Raw genomic sequence first — 13,683 nt, 5'->3', positions numbered from 1 at the left:
ACTCCACGAAAACTAGTTGGTCGGAACGGGTTTGCGAAGAAACACCACCAATGGAGCCACCACCAGCATCGCCCACATCAAAATCTTGAACTGGTCGATGATGGCGATGAAGGCCGCCTGGCCGGTGATCATTTCGTTGAGCGCGCCCAGCGCCGGCAAGGACGTTGCTGCCGCCAGCCGATACGCGGTCAGATGACTGGCCAGTGCCTGGTGCATTGCCTGCGTGTTGTTGAAGAAGCAGGCTTGCACCACCGCCACGCCGAGCGTGCTGCCGTAGACCCGGGCCAGATTGAAAAAACCAGTGCCTTCCGCGCGCAGCTTCGGGTCCAGGGTACTGAACGCCACCTTGCTCAGCGCCGGCATCAACACCCCGAGCCCCGCGCCCTGCAGCGCACCGGCAAGCGCCACTGGCCACCAATCCATCAACGGCGAATAACCGAGCATCAGCCAGTTGGCATAGATCACCACGGCGATCCCCAGGGCCACGAAGAGGCGGCGGTCGAGACGCTCGGGAACACGGTCCATCAGCAGGAAGGCAGCGAGCAGCCCGACACCCCGCGGTATCGTCAGATAACCCGTGGTATCCGGCGGGAAGCCGAGCAGTTCATCCAACATCGGCGAGGTCAGCGCCATGGTCGACAACAGCACAAAACCGAGGGCGAAAAACATCACGGTCGACAGCACGAAGTTGCGGTCCCGGAACAACCCCTTGCTGAGGAAGTGCACCTTCGCGGTCAGCGCATGCACCACGAACAGATACAACCCCAGGGCACAGGCCACGGCTTCCAGGCAGATTTCCGCGCAAGCAAACCACTCAAGGCGTTCACCGCGATCGAGCAGCATCTGCAGCCCGATCATGCCCAGCGTGAAGCTGCCGAAGCCGAAGAAATCAAAGGGCGGACGTTGCTCGGCCCTTTTCTCCTCCAGCAACAACGTCACCACGAGGAAGATCAAGACCGACAGGGGAACGCTGATGTAGAAGATCGAGCGCCAACCGTAAAGCTCACCGAGCCAGCCGCCGAGACTCGGGCCACTGACGATGCCCAGCAGCACAATGGCCGTCCACCTCGGGCCAAATCTCCCACGTCGTGCCGGCGGCAACGTCTCCATGGCAATGGCCATCGACAGCGGTGCCAAGACACCGCTCGCGGCGCCCTGGATAATCCGTGCGCCGACAAACCCCAACGGCGTCGTTGCCTGGGTTGCGAGCAACAAGCCAAGGACAAAGCAGGCTATCGCGGCCTGATACACCACCTTCAAGCCGTAGCGGCCGGCGAGCCACTGCGCCATCGGCAGAGTAATCGCGCTCGCCGCCAGATACGAAGTGAAGACCCAACCTGCCTGGTCGTCGCTCATCGACAAGGCGCCCTGGATAAATCTGAGCATCGCATTCGGCAGCGGCAGGCTGGCAGACTGCATATAGGTCACGAACAGCGCGGCAAGCCTGAGCGCGCGCGCGCCCTCCTTTCCGGGGTTGCCGTTCATTGATCAGTCCCCGCGGTCAACAGCGCCTTGAGCGGTTGCCACCAGGGCGAGCGATAGCCGGTATCGACCCTGACCGTGGCGCTGGTGCCGGAAAACAGCGGCAGATCGGGATCGGCCTGATCGAGTTCGAGTCGAACCGGAACCCGCTGGACCACCTTGACCCAGTTGCCGGTGGCATTTTCCGGCGGCAGCAGGGCGAAATCCGCGCCGGCCCCAGGGCTCATGCTGGTCACGTGGGCCTTGAAGGCGTGACCCGGATAGGTATCGATACGGATCGTCGCAGCCTGGCCCGGATGCATATGGCTCACCTCCGTTTCACGGAAGTTGGCCTCGACCCAGACCCGCCGGGACAGCAGGGCAAAAGCCGGCGCACCGCTGCTGACATGGTTGCCCACCTGCAAATCGTCGACCTTGGCGACGATGCCATCGTCCGGCGCATACACCGTGGCGTACGAGAGGTAGAGCCGCGCCTCGTCGAGTTGGGCCTTGGCCTCGCGAATCGCCGGATGGCTATCGACCTCGATATCCGGATTGCCGTTCAACGCGACCACCGTGCTGGCGATCTGTTGTTCGATGGATGCCACGTGTTGCCGTGCCACTTTGAGGTCGGTATCGGCACGCTCATAAAGGGCGCGCGAGACAAACTCGGTGGCCAGCAATGCCTGCTTGCGGGCGAACTCCTTTTGATCGAAGCCGGCCAACTCCCTCGCCGATTGCAGCTCAGCCTGCTGCTGGCGGTAGTTGGCCTTGAGTCCCTGGATACGCAGGCGCGCCACGCTCAACTGGGCTTCGGCCCGGTTGACCGCGATCTGCAACGGCTGCGGATCGATCCGAAACAGCACCTGGCCCTTGCGCACCGGTTGGTTGTCCTCGACGGCGATTTCCACCACTTGCCCGGAGACCCGAGCATTGACCGAGGCCTTCGCCACCCGGGCGTAGGCGTTATCGGTGGTGACATAAGGCTCGCCGGCCAGATAGCGGGCATACCCGACTGCGGCGAACAGCACCGGGACACCGACCATCAACAGTGGCCGCAGCCGCTCCCTGAGCGGTTTGCGGATAAGCCCGCCGGCCGGGTTCGGCCCTGGGTGCTCGAAGCTCTGTGAAGCGGGGATGTCGAACTGTTGGGTCATGATCGAATGCACCTTTAACCGGGAACTCGGGCCCGCGAATCGCTGGCGGCCCCAAGATCAATAGTTGCTATGAGAAAGCAGTCCATGCGCGGCCTGGAGGGTTGCTCCAGCGCACCTGTTCAATCGCAGCACCACCCGCATCGAGCTCCGCCACAACAAACCTGAGAGTCAGGAACTTCTGGTTCCTTAATTTTGTGCGATGATGTAAGAATATCCCCACAGCGACCTCCACTCAAGGATTTTTATACAGAATGGCACAAAATAAAGTCACCGAGGCCAAGGGCCGTGGCCGGCCCCGCGCCTATGACCCGCAGACTGCACTGCAGCAGGCGCTTGGGGTTTTCTGGAGCACGGGCTATTCCGGCGCGTCGCTGGACAGCATCGCCACGTCGGCCGGCATGAACCGCCCCAGTCTCTATGCGGCGTTCGGCGACAAACACGCCCTCTACATCAAGGCCTTCGAGCAGTATTGGGCGCAGGCCTCGGCTGCCGTGCACGCGGCACTGACGGACAGCACGCTGACCCTGCGCGAGGCGTTGCTGGGGTTCTACGAGGGGCAGTTGTCGATCTATTTCTCGGGGGACGGTCAGCCTCGCGGTTGCTTTGTGATTGGCACCGCCACCACCGAGGCTGCCGAAGACTCCGAAATACGCGACCTGCTGGCTGATCGTCTGAGCCAACTCGACGCCGATCTCGAAGCGCGCCTGCGCCTGGCCGTCGACGCCGGTGAATTGGAAGCCGATGCCGACCCGGCCGCCCTTGCCGTACTTGCCTCATCCCTGCTGCATAGCCTTTCGATACGGGCCCGGGCGGGTAAGTCCCGGGCGGAACTGACGACGCTGGCAGGCAACGCGGTCAAGGTGATCTGCGGATGAGTGCGAATAAGGCGCCCGACAGCCGCCGGGCCTGTGAGGTGCGGGGTGGCTGAAAGACTCGAAGACATTCTGGATGAACACCTCGCGGTGATTTTCTGCGGCATCAATCCGGGGCTGATGGCGGCCGCCCAGGGGCATCACTTTGCGGGCAGAAACAATCGTTTCTGGCGCACGCTGCATCTGGCCGGTTTCACCCAGGAGGAAATCCGCCCGGAAAACGATCGAACGATCCTGCAATACCGGTGTGGATTGACCGCCGTGGTTGAACGGCCCACGGCGCGCGCGGATCAGTTGTCCGCCGCTGAATTCAGCGCTATCGCCACGGACTTTGAACAAAAGATCACCCGCCATGCGCCACGCTTCGTGGCCTTTCTCGGCAAGGCCGCATACTGCGGGTTATCCGACCAACGAGACGTAGCCTGGGGGCCGCAGTCAAAAACCTTTGGCAATGCCGCGGTCTGGGTCCTGCCCAACCCCAGCGGGCGCAATCGTGCGTTCAGCCTTGATCAACTGGTCGTTGCCTACCACCAACTCCGCTCGGCAGCCGGTGAAATCCAGCCACATTCCTGGCCGCTCTCGGCCCAGGAAAATACCGAGTCCTAATTTCTCGATACCCCGGCCTATTTATCAAATTGCACCTGCCCAGCCGCGACGGCCTAATCAGAGCTTTGCCAACCAAGGCTCACCTATGGACAATGTACGAGCCTCAAGCACCCGCGCCGCATGGCTGATGGTCAGTGTGGTGTTGGTCGCCCTCAATCTGCGACCCTCGATGGCCGCGGTCGGGCCCTTGCTATCGGCGATTCGCGGGAACATCCCCTTGAGTTTCAGCGCCGCTTCGTTGCTGACCATGCTGCCGGTCATCGCAATGGGCCTGGCGATGTTCCTCGGGATGCGTATCGCCCAGCGCTTCGGTGAACACCGCACCATCGTCCTGTCCTTTGAGCCTGATCTCGCCCTCGACCACCTGGATAACCCGCGTCGTGCCGGCGGCCTGACCGCCTTCGTACAAGGGATCGGCTATCTGATCGCCGGCCTCTCGCCGCTGATGGCCGGGGTGATTCGCGACCGGCTGGGCAGCTTCGAGTGGGCCTGGTGGTCGCTGACGGCGGTGATGGCCGCGATGATCGTGATGGTCCCGGTTCAACCCGAAGCATTACTCGGCAGATTGTCGCCCGGACCAATAGTTATGTCGCGGCACTCGAGATGATCAGCGGAACCGATCGGGTGCTCATCGCCCCTCTTTCGCCCTGATTCCAGACACTCACACGCACCAAAGGCATGGCGTTCTGGTGGGAGGCGAAGCCAATATCGTAACTAACGTTATTAGGCCTTGCTCCACACCCGATCCCAAATCACGCATAAATCAGCAGGACGGCCCGCTATCCATGGTTGGCGGCGGGGACTCAAAACAATATCTAGCAGTCCCAAGGGTTTACGACATCAACGCCACAACCGATAAAATCCTTGATATTGCGGGTCGCTAATATTGCCCCACGCGAACATGCCATTGCCGCGATCATTGCATCAAATTGACTGATGGGTGAACCTGCATGGCGGCGCGATGCTGATATCTCAGCAAAGGCATCCGCCGCATCACTGTCGAACCCAAGCAAGCGCCCGGCAAAGTCGATATTGAAAATATCCAAAGCAATATCCCACAAGCGGTCACGTCGCGCCCCTTCTGGCATGAGACGCACCCCATAAAGGATCTCACCACGAGTCATCGTGGTGGTAAACATTGAGGCTCGTGGTTGCATCTGTAACCACTTCATGACCCCAGTTGCCGGAACGGGTCGCATTATTTCGGACAGGACATTGGTATCCAGAATGATCATGCGTCGAAATCCGGTGGCTCCCGCATCGCCTCGCGTGGGGCAATGTCCAAATCCGCGCCACCTAAAGGTTCGATCCGTGCACGAATGGCCTCGACTAGCGAACCGGAGCGCCCAGATACGACTGACAATGCCGAACGCAGGATATCGCGAGCCTCCTCCTCCATGGAGCGACCATGCAACGCCGCTTGCACTCGCAAACGCGCCTTTAATTGTTCATCAACATTACGAATCGTCATGCTGGCCATGGCATACCTCCATCACTCATCAATGAGTGCATTTTAAGCATTGATTGCAATCAGGGCAATTTCTATAGGATCTTGGATGAATCCTGCAACCCCAAGCACCTCAGCGTGCCCCTCTGGCAACCGCCAGCAAAATACCGAAGCCCACCAGCAACCCGCCGAACGCACGGTCGATCCAATGCCGCACAGCCAGCAACCGTTCGCGCACGGCGCTAGCCGAAAAGCACAAGGCAACCACGCTGAACCAGGCCATATGCGCCCCCGAGATAAAAGCCCCGTAGCCGATCTGCACGGTCAGCGGCGTATCGGCACGGACCACCTGCATGAACAGGCTGATGATAAAAATCGTCGTCTTCGGGTTGAGGACATTGGTCAGGAAACCCGTGCGCAGTGCGGCAAAATCCGATAGCGGTGCAACAGCACTCGCGGCCAGCGCGCCACTGGGCCGGGTCCGCAACATCTTCACACCCAACCAGATCAGGTAGGCCGCCCCGGCCAGCTTGATGCTGTTGAACAGCCACAACGACTGCTGGATCAGCAGGCCCAGGCCAACCAGCGTGTAGCTGACGTGGACCAGCACGCCCAACCCTATGCCCAAGGCCGTGAGCACACCCGCCCGACGTGACAACATCAGGCTGTTGCGCGTGACCATGGCGAAGTCCGGGCCAGGGCTGATGACAGCCAATAGGGTAATGGAGATCACCGCCAACAATTGCGCCATAGCCAATCCTCTGAAAATCCTATTGAACCAATGGCACCGGTGTCAGGACGGGATGTCCGGAAAAATGCGCCTTCAAGTTATCGATGACCAATTGCACCGTGGCAGCGACGGCCTCCGGTGATCGCCCGGCGATATGCGGCGTCAGGATCAAGTTATCCAGATTAGTGAATTCCACCGGCACATCCGGCTCACCTTCCACGACATCCAGTGCCGCCCCGGCAATGTCCCGGTTTGTCAGTGCAGCAATAAGCGCAACCGTGTCCACAACGCTACCGCGGGCGATATTGACCAGATAACCGTTGGGGCCAAGGGCCTTCAGTACCGCGGCGTCGACCAGATGAAATGTACCGGCACCGCCGGGGGTGGCGACGATCAGGAAATCGGCCCAGCCGGCCAAGGCTACCGGCGTATCAAAATAGGTAAAGGGTGAGTCGGGTCGAGGATGACGACTGTGATACCCCACCGACATCTCGAACCCGCCGACAGCGCGCCGGGCAATCTGCTGACCGATATTGCCCAGCCCCAGAATCCCCAGCTTCTTTTTCGAGAGCATGGGCCTTGGCTGCCTGGATTGAGACCATCGACCGTGACGGACTGCGGCATCCGCCTGGGGAATACCTCTGACAATAGCCATCAACAGTGCGAGCGCATGGTCAGCGACCGAGGCATCGTTGGTGCCGGGACCATGGGTTACGACGATGTCACGCGCACGAGCCGCAATCAGATCGATTTTTTCGTAGCCCGCGCCCTGGGCGCAGATGATCTTCAGTTGAGGTAGAGCGGCCATTTCAACGGCCGAGAGTCCTGTAGACCCGTTTGTCAGAACGGCTTGAATCTCAGGGCCCATGCTCTTGAGGGTGTTGACCTTCGCTTCAGTGGAGAACGCCACGTGCGCCCTGAAGCCGGCAGCTTCCAGGCGAGCAAGACTCTCGGGAGCCAGCTCGATCAGAACCAGGAGATCTCGAACCATGGCCAGGTACTCCTGATTTAGCCCGCGCGAGTGGGAAACGTTCCGCCCCATAGACTACATGATTCGTTGCAAGCGACCTGCCCCCTCTTCGCTCGAGCAGATGGGCAGTGTGGTGTCAGCAACGACCATTGGCACAATCGGCCTAATCGGTTTCATTGATCAAAATCAAAACCCGAAATCATATTGATATCACGCTGAACAGCACGGGTTGCACGGGCTACGCTCAAATCAACGTCACCAAGCCCTGCAAGCGCCCCGACAGCAATGGACCGCTGTTATCCACAATAACAATCTGCGGTTTACCTTGAGGTAGTCCTTGATGAATCTCTCTCATTTGCTCAACCGGACCCGTTCCTCTTCCTCAGGCACCCACAGCGTGCTCAGTACCGCCAGTGAACTCCAGGCCAAGCTGCAGGCGGTTCGTCTGGAGCCGGTATTTATCAGCGGCTTCGTGTCCCCGCACCTGGACCTCGACCAGATCGCCCGCACGGTCCGCCAGCGTTTCCCAAGCTGCATCATCAGCCTCTGTACCACCTCCGGAGAACTCAGCAGCACAGACAGCCAGCTCTACTGCCCTACCGGCGAACGCTGGGACCGGATCGTGCTGCAGTTGTTCGACCGCAGCGTGATCGCCAGCGCCGAAATTGCCATGGTGTCCCTGGAGTGCACCGACATCCGCGGCGACGGCAAACGCATCAGCATGCGCGAGCGCATCTCCCGCCTCGTACAAAACCTCAAGGCGGCGCAAGTGCGCACCCCCATCGACCAGCGTGACACCTTGGCCTACATCCTCTTCGATGGCCTGTCGGCGTCCGAATCCTTCTTCATGGAAGCCCTTTACGAATCCGGTCGCTTCCCTTGCCTGTTCGTTGGCGGCTCGGCGGGCGGCAAGGGCGACTTCAAGAAAACCCTGATCCATGACGGCAACCGCAGCTACGAGAACCACGCCCAGATCGTCTTTCTCAAGTGCCCGCCCGGTATCCGTTTCGGCGTGTTCAAAAGCCAGAACTTCCAACCCTCGACGCTGACCTTCAGCGTCCTGACCGCGTCCCTGGAAGATCGCACCATTCACCAGGTCATCGACGCCCAGGGCAATATCAAGACCATGGTCCAGGCCCTGGCCGATGCCTTCAAATGCGCGCCGCAGGCACTGGAGCAGCACCTGGGCGACTACTCCTTCGCCATCCGCGTGGGCCAGGAGCTGTTCGTCCGCTCCATCGCCCGCATCGACCCGGAGCAAGGCCTGGTGCACCTGTTCTGCGACGTGGCGCCGGGCGAAGAGCTGCTCATGGTCAAACGCACCTCGATCCGCGACGCCACCCGTAGCGACTACCAACGCTTCCTGCAGGGCAAGGGCGGCCAGCCGATTGCCGGTATCCTCAACGACTGCATCCTGCGCCGGCTCAACAACGCCACGGAGCTGGGGTCCATGACCGGCCTCTTCGGCGACGTGCCACTGATTGGCTTTTCCACTTTCGGCGAGATTCTCGGGCTCAACCTCAACCAGACCCTGACCGCGATCTTCTTCTTCCGCGTCACCAACGGCGCCAGCTTCGAGGATGACTACGTCGACCGCTTCCCGATCCACTACGGCGAATTCAAGGCCTTCTTCCTGCGTCGCCAGATCAAGAAGCTGGTCGGCCTCAACCATGTCCTGGTCAAACAGATCGAAGCCTTCAAGAACAACAACTTCGCCAGCACCCTGGATGTGAGTGGCCTGGATGAAAACCTGCAACCGGTGTTCCACGGCCTGACCGACCTCGGTGCGGTGCTCGACCAGGCCAACCGCCATCAGGAACAGATCAGCGGCGAGCTGCAGCACTATTCCCAGGAACTGCACCTGTCGATGGACGACTTGGCCAGCACCATCGACCGGCAACACGACGTCGCCGCCGAAGCGCGCTCGACCTTCGACGGCCTGTCCTCCCAGGCCGACGAAGTGGTCGGCGGCGCCCGTGAGCTGGCTCAATCGAGCCTGCGCATCCAATCGATCGTGCAGGTGATCCAACAGATCGCCGGCCAGACCAACCTGCTCGCCCTCAACGCCGCCATCGAAGCGGCACGGGCCGGCGAAATGGGCCGGGGCTTTGCCGTGGTGGCCGATGAAGTGCGCAAACTGGCGGAGATCACCCGCAAGAATGCCGGGGAGATCGGTGTGGATATCGATCGGCTGTCGTCCGAGATCCAGAAAGTGGCGGTGCAGATCGAAGACCAGTCCACGGCCGTGGGTACCCTGCGCAGCTTGCTCGACGCCCTGGAAGACTCCGGCCAGATGACCGAAGGGACCTCGCGACGGACCAAGACAATTGCCGATACACTAACGGGGCTGACGCGCCGCGGTTGAAGGTCCACTCAGCAATAGCAGAACCCGGGGGCCAGGGACCGCGTAAGCCACGCGCGCCCAGCGCCCCCTTGTTTCAGCACCGCAACAGGTATTCCCATGTCTATCCGGATCTCATCAAATGCCCACCCGGCCAAAGCCCACGCTTAACCTGCGCACACTCATCCTGCTGATCGCACTACTCTCCGCAGTCACCACCCTGGCCAACAGTTTCTGGGTCATCTACAAGGTTCAGAAACAGGAACTGATCACCCACGCACTCGAAAACAACAAGGACTATGCCTCCCGAATCGCCGCCGGTATCGAGCAAGTCCTCAGTTCAGACATCGACAAACTCAAATACAGCGCCAGTGCCATCGGCAAGGGTTTCAACGACCAGGGACGCCTGGATGACGAAGCCCTGCGACTGCTGAAGCAGGACAACAGCTTCAACTCCGTCCTGATGGCCAACGCCTCCGGCACGGTCGTGGCATCGGCACCAGAAAGTCTGAGCATCAATGGCCAGACGCTGCGCAACACAGAACCCCTGCAAAGCCGCGAGCCGAAGATCAGCAACTCATTCAAGTCCATCGCCGGCAATCTCGTGATCTTCATCTCCTATCCCGTATTCGGCGCAAGGGGAGAATACCTGGGCCTCATCGGCGGGACCGTCCGGCTCGACCAGGAAAACGCCTTGCACACCCTGGTCGATCAGCATGTCCGTCATGATGGGGCCTATGTTTATCTGGTCGACAAAACACGTCGTGTGCTCTATCACCCTCGGCCCGACAACATCGGCGTCACAGTGGGAGATGACCCCATCGTGGATGCCGTCTTGCAAAACAAGAGCGGTAGCCTCCAGTCGCGCGACGCCAACGGCATCGAGATGCTTGCCGGCTTCGAAACCGTTTCCAGCAGCGGCTGGGGCGTCGTTTCACAACAGCCGCTCAACAATACCCTGGCCACGCTGAATCACCTGATGGCCAAGGTCGGCAAGGGCATAGCGCCGCTGGGACTGCTCGGGCTGGTTCTTATCTGGTGGTCGGGGACGAAGATAGCCAGCCCGCTTTCCCTGCTGGCCAGGTATGCGAAACGCCTGGATGCGCCTGACAGCTATAAGCGCATCAGTGCGGTTTCGGCCTTTTTCAACGAAGCCTGGCAAATCCGCCGCGCCCTGCTGTTCAGCGTCGGTTTGCTACAGGATAAGATCGGCCGGCTGAACCGGCAGGCCCAAAGCGATGCGCTCACCGGGCTGGCCAATCGCCGGGCCATGCAAGATGCGCTGACGCTCTGGGAGGAAACCGGTCATTCATTCGCCGTTGTGTCCCTGGACATTGATCACTTCAAGCGGGTAAACGACACCTTCGGTCATGCTGCGGGCGATGAAACCCTTCGCGTCGTCGCCGACCTGATGAGACAGAACTCACGGGCGAACGACTTGCCCTGTCGGGTGGGAGGTGAGGAGTTTGTGCTGCTGCTGCCGGACAGCTCGCTCAGGACGGCGGCCGAAGTGGCCGAACGGCTTCGGGCCTCGATCGAGAACGAAGCCATCGATACGGTCGGACATATCACGGTTTCGTTCGGCGTTGCCCTCTGGACGCCAGAGAAGGAGTCCGTCGCCGCGGTATTCGACAAGGCCGACAAGCTGCTGTATCGGGCCAAGCAGAACGGCAGGAACTGTGTGATGGTGGAAGAAGCGGAGCTGCCCGAGAAAATCTAGACGGGTGCCGTGCCGACAACGCGGTCTTTGCTCGGCACACTTGTCCTCCAGCGGGGGGCTCGGTTCCCGAAACCTCTCCGTCAGTCGTCCAGGCGCAGCACCATTTGCTCTTCGTCATAAAAGCGTCCGCCTACCCACAACACCCGCGGCTTGATGCCGAAGGACTCGAAACCGAGCGAACGATAGAAGTTGCTGGCGGCGAAATTCTCGGTATTGACGGACAGATGAAGCTGAATGACGCCAGTCGCCTTGGCCTGGGCGACTACGGCTGCGAAGAGTTTTCGGGCGGTTCCTTGCCGGCGGTAAGCCTGATCGACAAAGACGCCCCAGACAAAGCCGGTGTGCTCGGCCTGTCGAACAGGCTCTCGGTGCAGGCTGGTGACCCCTATCAGGTGTTCTCCGGCAAAGGCCCCGAACACAATCTCATGCACAGTGGCATGAAGCAGCGCCTCGGTTTGCGCCACGGGCCACGCCAGCTCTTCCTCAGCCGTTGGCCACATGGTGGAGGGGGCATCGACAATCGCGCGAAGACGGATTTCCCTGTACGGTTGCGCATCGATCTCCGACAGCGGCCTGATGCTGATATGGCTGTCTTGCATAGACGCGAAACCTCTTCTGCGAATTGAAAGTCAAGTTCCGGCATGCGGTGTCAGGCCGAGTTCCTGGCTGTTGAGTCTGAGGACTCTATATAGGGGTATAGCTGAGACCGGCGATATTCGCTGATGCCATGAACCCCCTCAAGCTTTCGAACATGAAACTTTTCGAGCCGGCGAAAGTGGCGTGCCGCCGTTCAGAAGAGGATTACGGAAGTTGCTCCAGCATGCACTAACAGACACAAGAGAACATGAAGAAATGTGTCAGAAATGACTACAATCGGATACAAACTCATAAGTGACGGGCTTATTGAAACTGCTCCCATATGCAGAAGACGATAGCAGCCAGAAAAAAGTGATTTCAAAATACAATGTGGTTTTGATTTAATATCGGTACCCACCAACCATCAAAAACATCCTACAACCCAACTAATACTGATAACGTCTTATGAAAAATAGGCGCGTGCCCGCTCAGCCGCGACCAAAGAGTGTTTGATCATGTCGTTGAGCGGCACGCCAGGTAGTGTCAGGTCCTTATGAGCGGTTCAACGATCCGCAATACATCATAACCGCCGTGCAGGCTCGCCCCTGGAACGCGTCAAAATTGGCCCAAGCCCTCGCGCAGCTAGGCTGGAATCGTTGGGCCAAGGTGCAAAACGGTTGCGGGACCAGCTCTGAAGGTAGGGTTGTGTGTACCCGCCGCAATCATATGAGGCGTTAGGTCATGAGCCGCCAGGGCTGATGTCGATGCCCATCGCTCCATCAAAACAAACTGGTCGTCATTGCCAGCAACCCGATGAAGATCGTATTGCAGGCATCCCTCTTCATTTCTGACCAGTGGGGCAAGCTTTTCAAATGCATCAATCTGCGCCTGCCCTCGCCCTACCTGCGTGGAAATCAAAACAACCAGCTTCACTTCACTCGACATAAACAGGCCCCATGCTGGTATTCAGAAGTTTGATTGCACATTGCGGTAATGCCACCGATCCGACGGACATGGCAGGAAAGCATGATTGGCGCCCGTGCAGCAAGCCTGGTCGAAGTAGCACTCGCCCTTGGGGGTCATGCTGGCAATGTCTTTTCGGCATTCAGCCCTTAATAACCAACGACATCAAATTGACATTGCAGCTTCAGAATTCTCAGCTAGCCTTATCGGCCAGGACGTTTGAAGCTCCCAGCCCCGAAAACCGGCCAATCACGCTGCTCCTCTTTCATGGAAGAAGACATGACCAGCCCAGGTGTCACCTCGAGTGTGCGACACCCCTCCTTCGCCCTGACAGCCCTTCCCCCGCCGAACCGGGTTGCCCCGGCCTTCGCTGACAGTAGATTTCTTTCTCCTGCACAAGCGCACAGCAGTGCGCGGGTACAGGCGCGGTCGACACCCACCATCTGGTTTCCATAGAGAGAGGCGACATCATGAAGTCATCGCAGCTTGCGCATCCTTCTGTTCCTGTTCCCATTCCCCCGTCCGAAGTGGTCCTCCACCTTCCCAAGGACCAGTACCTGCACGTCGGCGCACCGACTGAATGGTGGTGGCATACCGGCACGCTCAAGGCAGGCGGGCGGGTCTTCGGCTTTGAGATCAACGCAGCAGCGTTCTATCCGCTGGGCTTCTTCCAGGTGATGCTGACGGATGTGGAGAACCAGAAGCACTATCAACTGACCTCCTTGATTCCGGGTATCAAGGATTGGGCGGAAAGCGACCCGAGCAAGGACTGGTGGGTGAAACAGACAGGCCTCGACGGCGTGTCCTGTGTGACGATGAAAGCGCCACAGGCTGACCCGA

At 59.7% G+C, this 13,683-nt stretch carries 13 protein-coding genes and 2 pseudogenes; 7 read left to right on the top strand and 8 right to left on the bottom strand.

What is annotated here, in order from left to right; all coding sequences use genetic code 11:
- Window positions 1-12 precede the first annotated feature (12 nt).
- Together M5B99_RS19500 and M5B99_RS19495 are read right to left on the bottom strand one after the other, a co-directional pair.
- A complete protein-coding gene (locus M5B99_RS19500; RefSeq protein WP_248805565.1) occupies window positions 13-1,485 on the bottom strand; it encodes a DHA2 family efflux MFS transporter permease subunit in 1,473 nt (490 codons plus the stop codon).
- Entirely contained in the window at window positions 1,482-2,618 is a 1,137-nt protein-coding gene (locus tag M5B99_RS19495) for an HlyD family secretion protein (RefSeq protein ID WP_248805564.1), read from the bottom strand. Before M5B99_RS19495 ends, M5B99_RS19500 begins: the two co-directional genes overlap by 4 nt.
- A 251-nt stretch (window positions 2,619-2,869) precedes the next feature.
- On the opposite strand from M5B99_RS19495, the gene M5B99_RS19490 reads away from it, so the two are divergent.
- From M5B99_RS19490 to M5B99_RS19480, 3 genes and pseudogenes are all read left to right on the top strand, one after another.
- Complete coding sequence (locus tag M5B99_RS19490; RefSeq protein ID WP_248805563.1) at window positions 2,870-3,493, top strand: TetR/AcrR family transcriptional regulator; 624 nt, start codon at window positions 2,870-2,872, stop codon at window positions 3,491-3,493.
- Between the two features lie 45 nt (window positions 3,494-3,538).
- Window positions 3,539-4,096: a G/U mismatch-specific DNA glycosylase gene (mug, locus tag M5B99_RS19485; protein ID WP_248805562.1), complete on the top strand. Its 558-nt coding sequence runs from the start codon at window positions 3,539-3,541 to the stop codon at window positions 4,094-4,096.
- 85 nt (window positions 4,097-4,181) lie between these two features.
- Window positions 4,182-4,680: pseudogene (locus M5B99_RS19480) on the top strand (hypothetical protein).
- Between the two features lie 231 nt (window positions 4,681-4,911).
- Here M5B99_RS19480 and M5B99_RS19475 read toward each other — a convergent pair.
- The 4 genes from M5B99_RS19475 to M5B99_RS19460 form a co-directional block, all read right to left on the bottom strand.
- Window positions 4,912-5,331: a type II toxin-antitoxin system VapC family toxin gene (locus M5B99_RS19475; RefSeq protein WP_248805561.1), complete on the bottom strand. Its 420-nt coding sequence runs from the start codon at window positions 5,329-5,331 to the stop codon at window positions 4,912-4,914.
- Complete coding sequence (locus tag M5B99_RS19470; RefSeq protein WP_248805560.1) at window positions 5,328-5,576, bottom strand: FitA-like ribbon-helix-helix domain-containing protein; 249 nt, start codon at window positions 5,574-5,576, stop codon at window positions 5,328-5,330. The genes M5B99_RS19475 and M5B99_RS19470 overlap by 4 nt, the downstream gene beginning before the upstream one ends.
- Window positions 5,577-5,676: 100 nt before the next feature.
- Window positions 5,677-6,294: a LysE family transporter gene (locus M5B99_RS19465; protein ID WP_248805559.1), complete on the bottom strand. Its 618-nt coding sequence runs from the start codon at window positions 6,292-6,294 to the stop codon at window positions 5,677-5,679.
- Between the two features lie 19 nt (window positions 6,295-6,313).
- Window positions 6,314-7,264: a 2-hydroxyacid dehydrogenase gene (locus tag M5B99_RS19460; RefSeq protein ID WP_248805558.1), complete on the bottom strand. Its 951-nt coding sequence runs from the start codon at window positions 7,262-7,264 to the stop codon at window positions 6,314-6,316.
- 319 nt (window positions 7,265-7,583) lie between these two features.
- Between M5B99_RS19460 and M5B99_RS30310 the strand changes: the two are divergent.
- The 3 genes and pseudogenes from M5B99_RS30310 to M5B99_RS19450 all read left to right on the top strand — a co-directional run.
- Window positions 7,584-8,738, top strand: a pseudogene (locus M5B99_RS30310) (FIST signal transduction protein); the annotation flags it as partial.
- Between the two features lie 372 nt (window positions 8,739-9,110).
- The gene (locus tag M5B99_RS30305) at window positions 9,111-9,608 is read left to right on the top strand and encodes a methyl-accepting chemotaxis protein (protein ID WP_412548747.1); all 498 of its coding nucleotides are present in this window, start codon (window positions 9,111-9,113) and stop codon (window positions 9,606-9,608) included.
- Window positions 9,609-9,726: 118 nt separating this feature from the next.
- Entirely contained in the window at window positions 9,727-11,304 is a 1,578-nt protein-coding gene (locus M5B99_RS19450; RefSeq protein ID WP_248805556.1) for a sensor domain-containing diguanylate cyclase, read from the top strand.
- An 80-nt stretch (window positions 11,305-11,384) separates the two neighbouring features.
- Here M5B99_RS19450 and M5B99_RS19445 read toward each other — a convergent pair whose 3' ends face one another.
- Window positions 11,385-11,903, bottom strand: coding sequence for a GNAT family N-acetyltransferase (locus tag M5B99_RS19445; protein ID WP_248805555.1), 519 nt, complete (start codon window positions 11,901-11,903; stop codon window positions 11,385-11,387).
- Window positions 11,904-12,522: 619 nt separating this feature from the next.
- On the bottom strand, window positions 12,523-12,825 hold the full coding sequence (locus tag M5B99_RS19440; protein ID WP_248805554.1) for a putative quinol monooxygenase: 303 nt from the start codon (window positions 12,823-12,825) through the stop codon (window positions 12,523-12,525).
- Window positions 12,826-13,313: 488 nt separating this feature from the next.
- Between M5B99_RS19440 and M5B99_RS19435 the strand changes: the two genes are divergently transcribed.
- A partial coding sequence (locus M5B99_RS19435; protein ID WP_248805553.1) for a carotenoid 1,2-hydratase occupies window positions 13,314-13,683 on the top strand: 370 nt, incomplete at its 3' end.

Source organism: Pseudomonas sp. MWU13-2100, assembly GCF_023242365.1.
GTDB lineage: Bacteria > Pseudomonadota > Gammaproteobacteria > Pseudomonadales > Pseudomonadaceae > Aquipseudomonas.
Note: the sequence above shows the minus strand (reverse complement) of the source record. Positions and strands in the feature narration are given on the sequence as shown.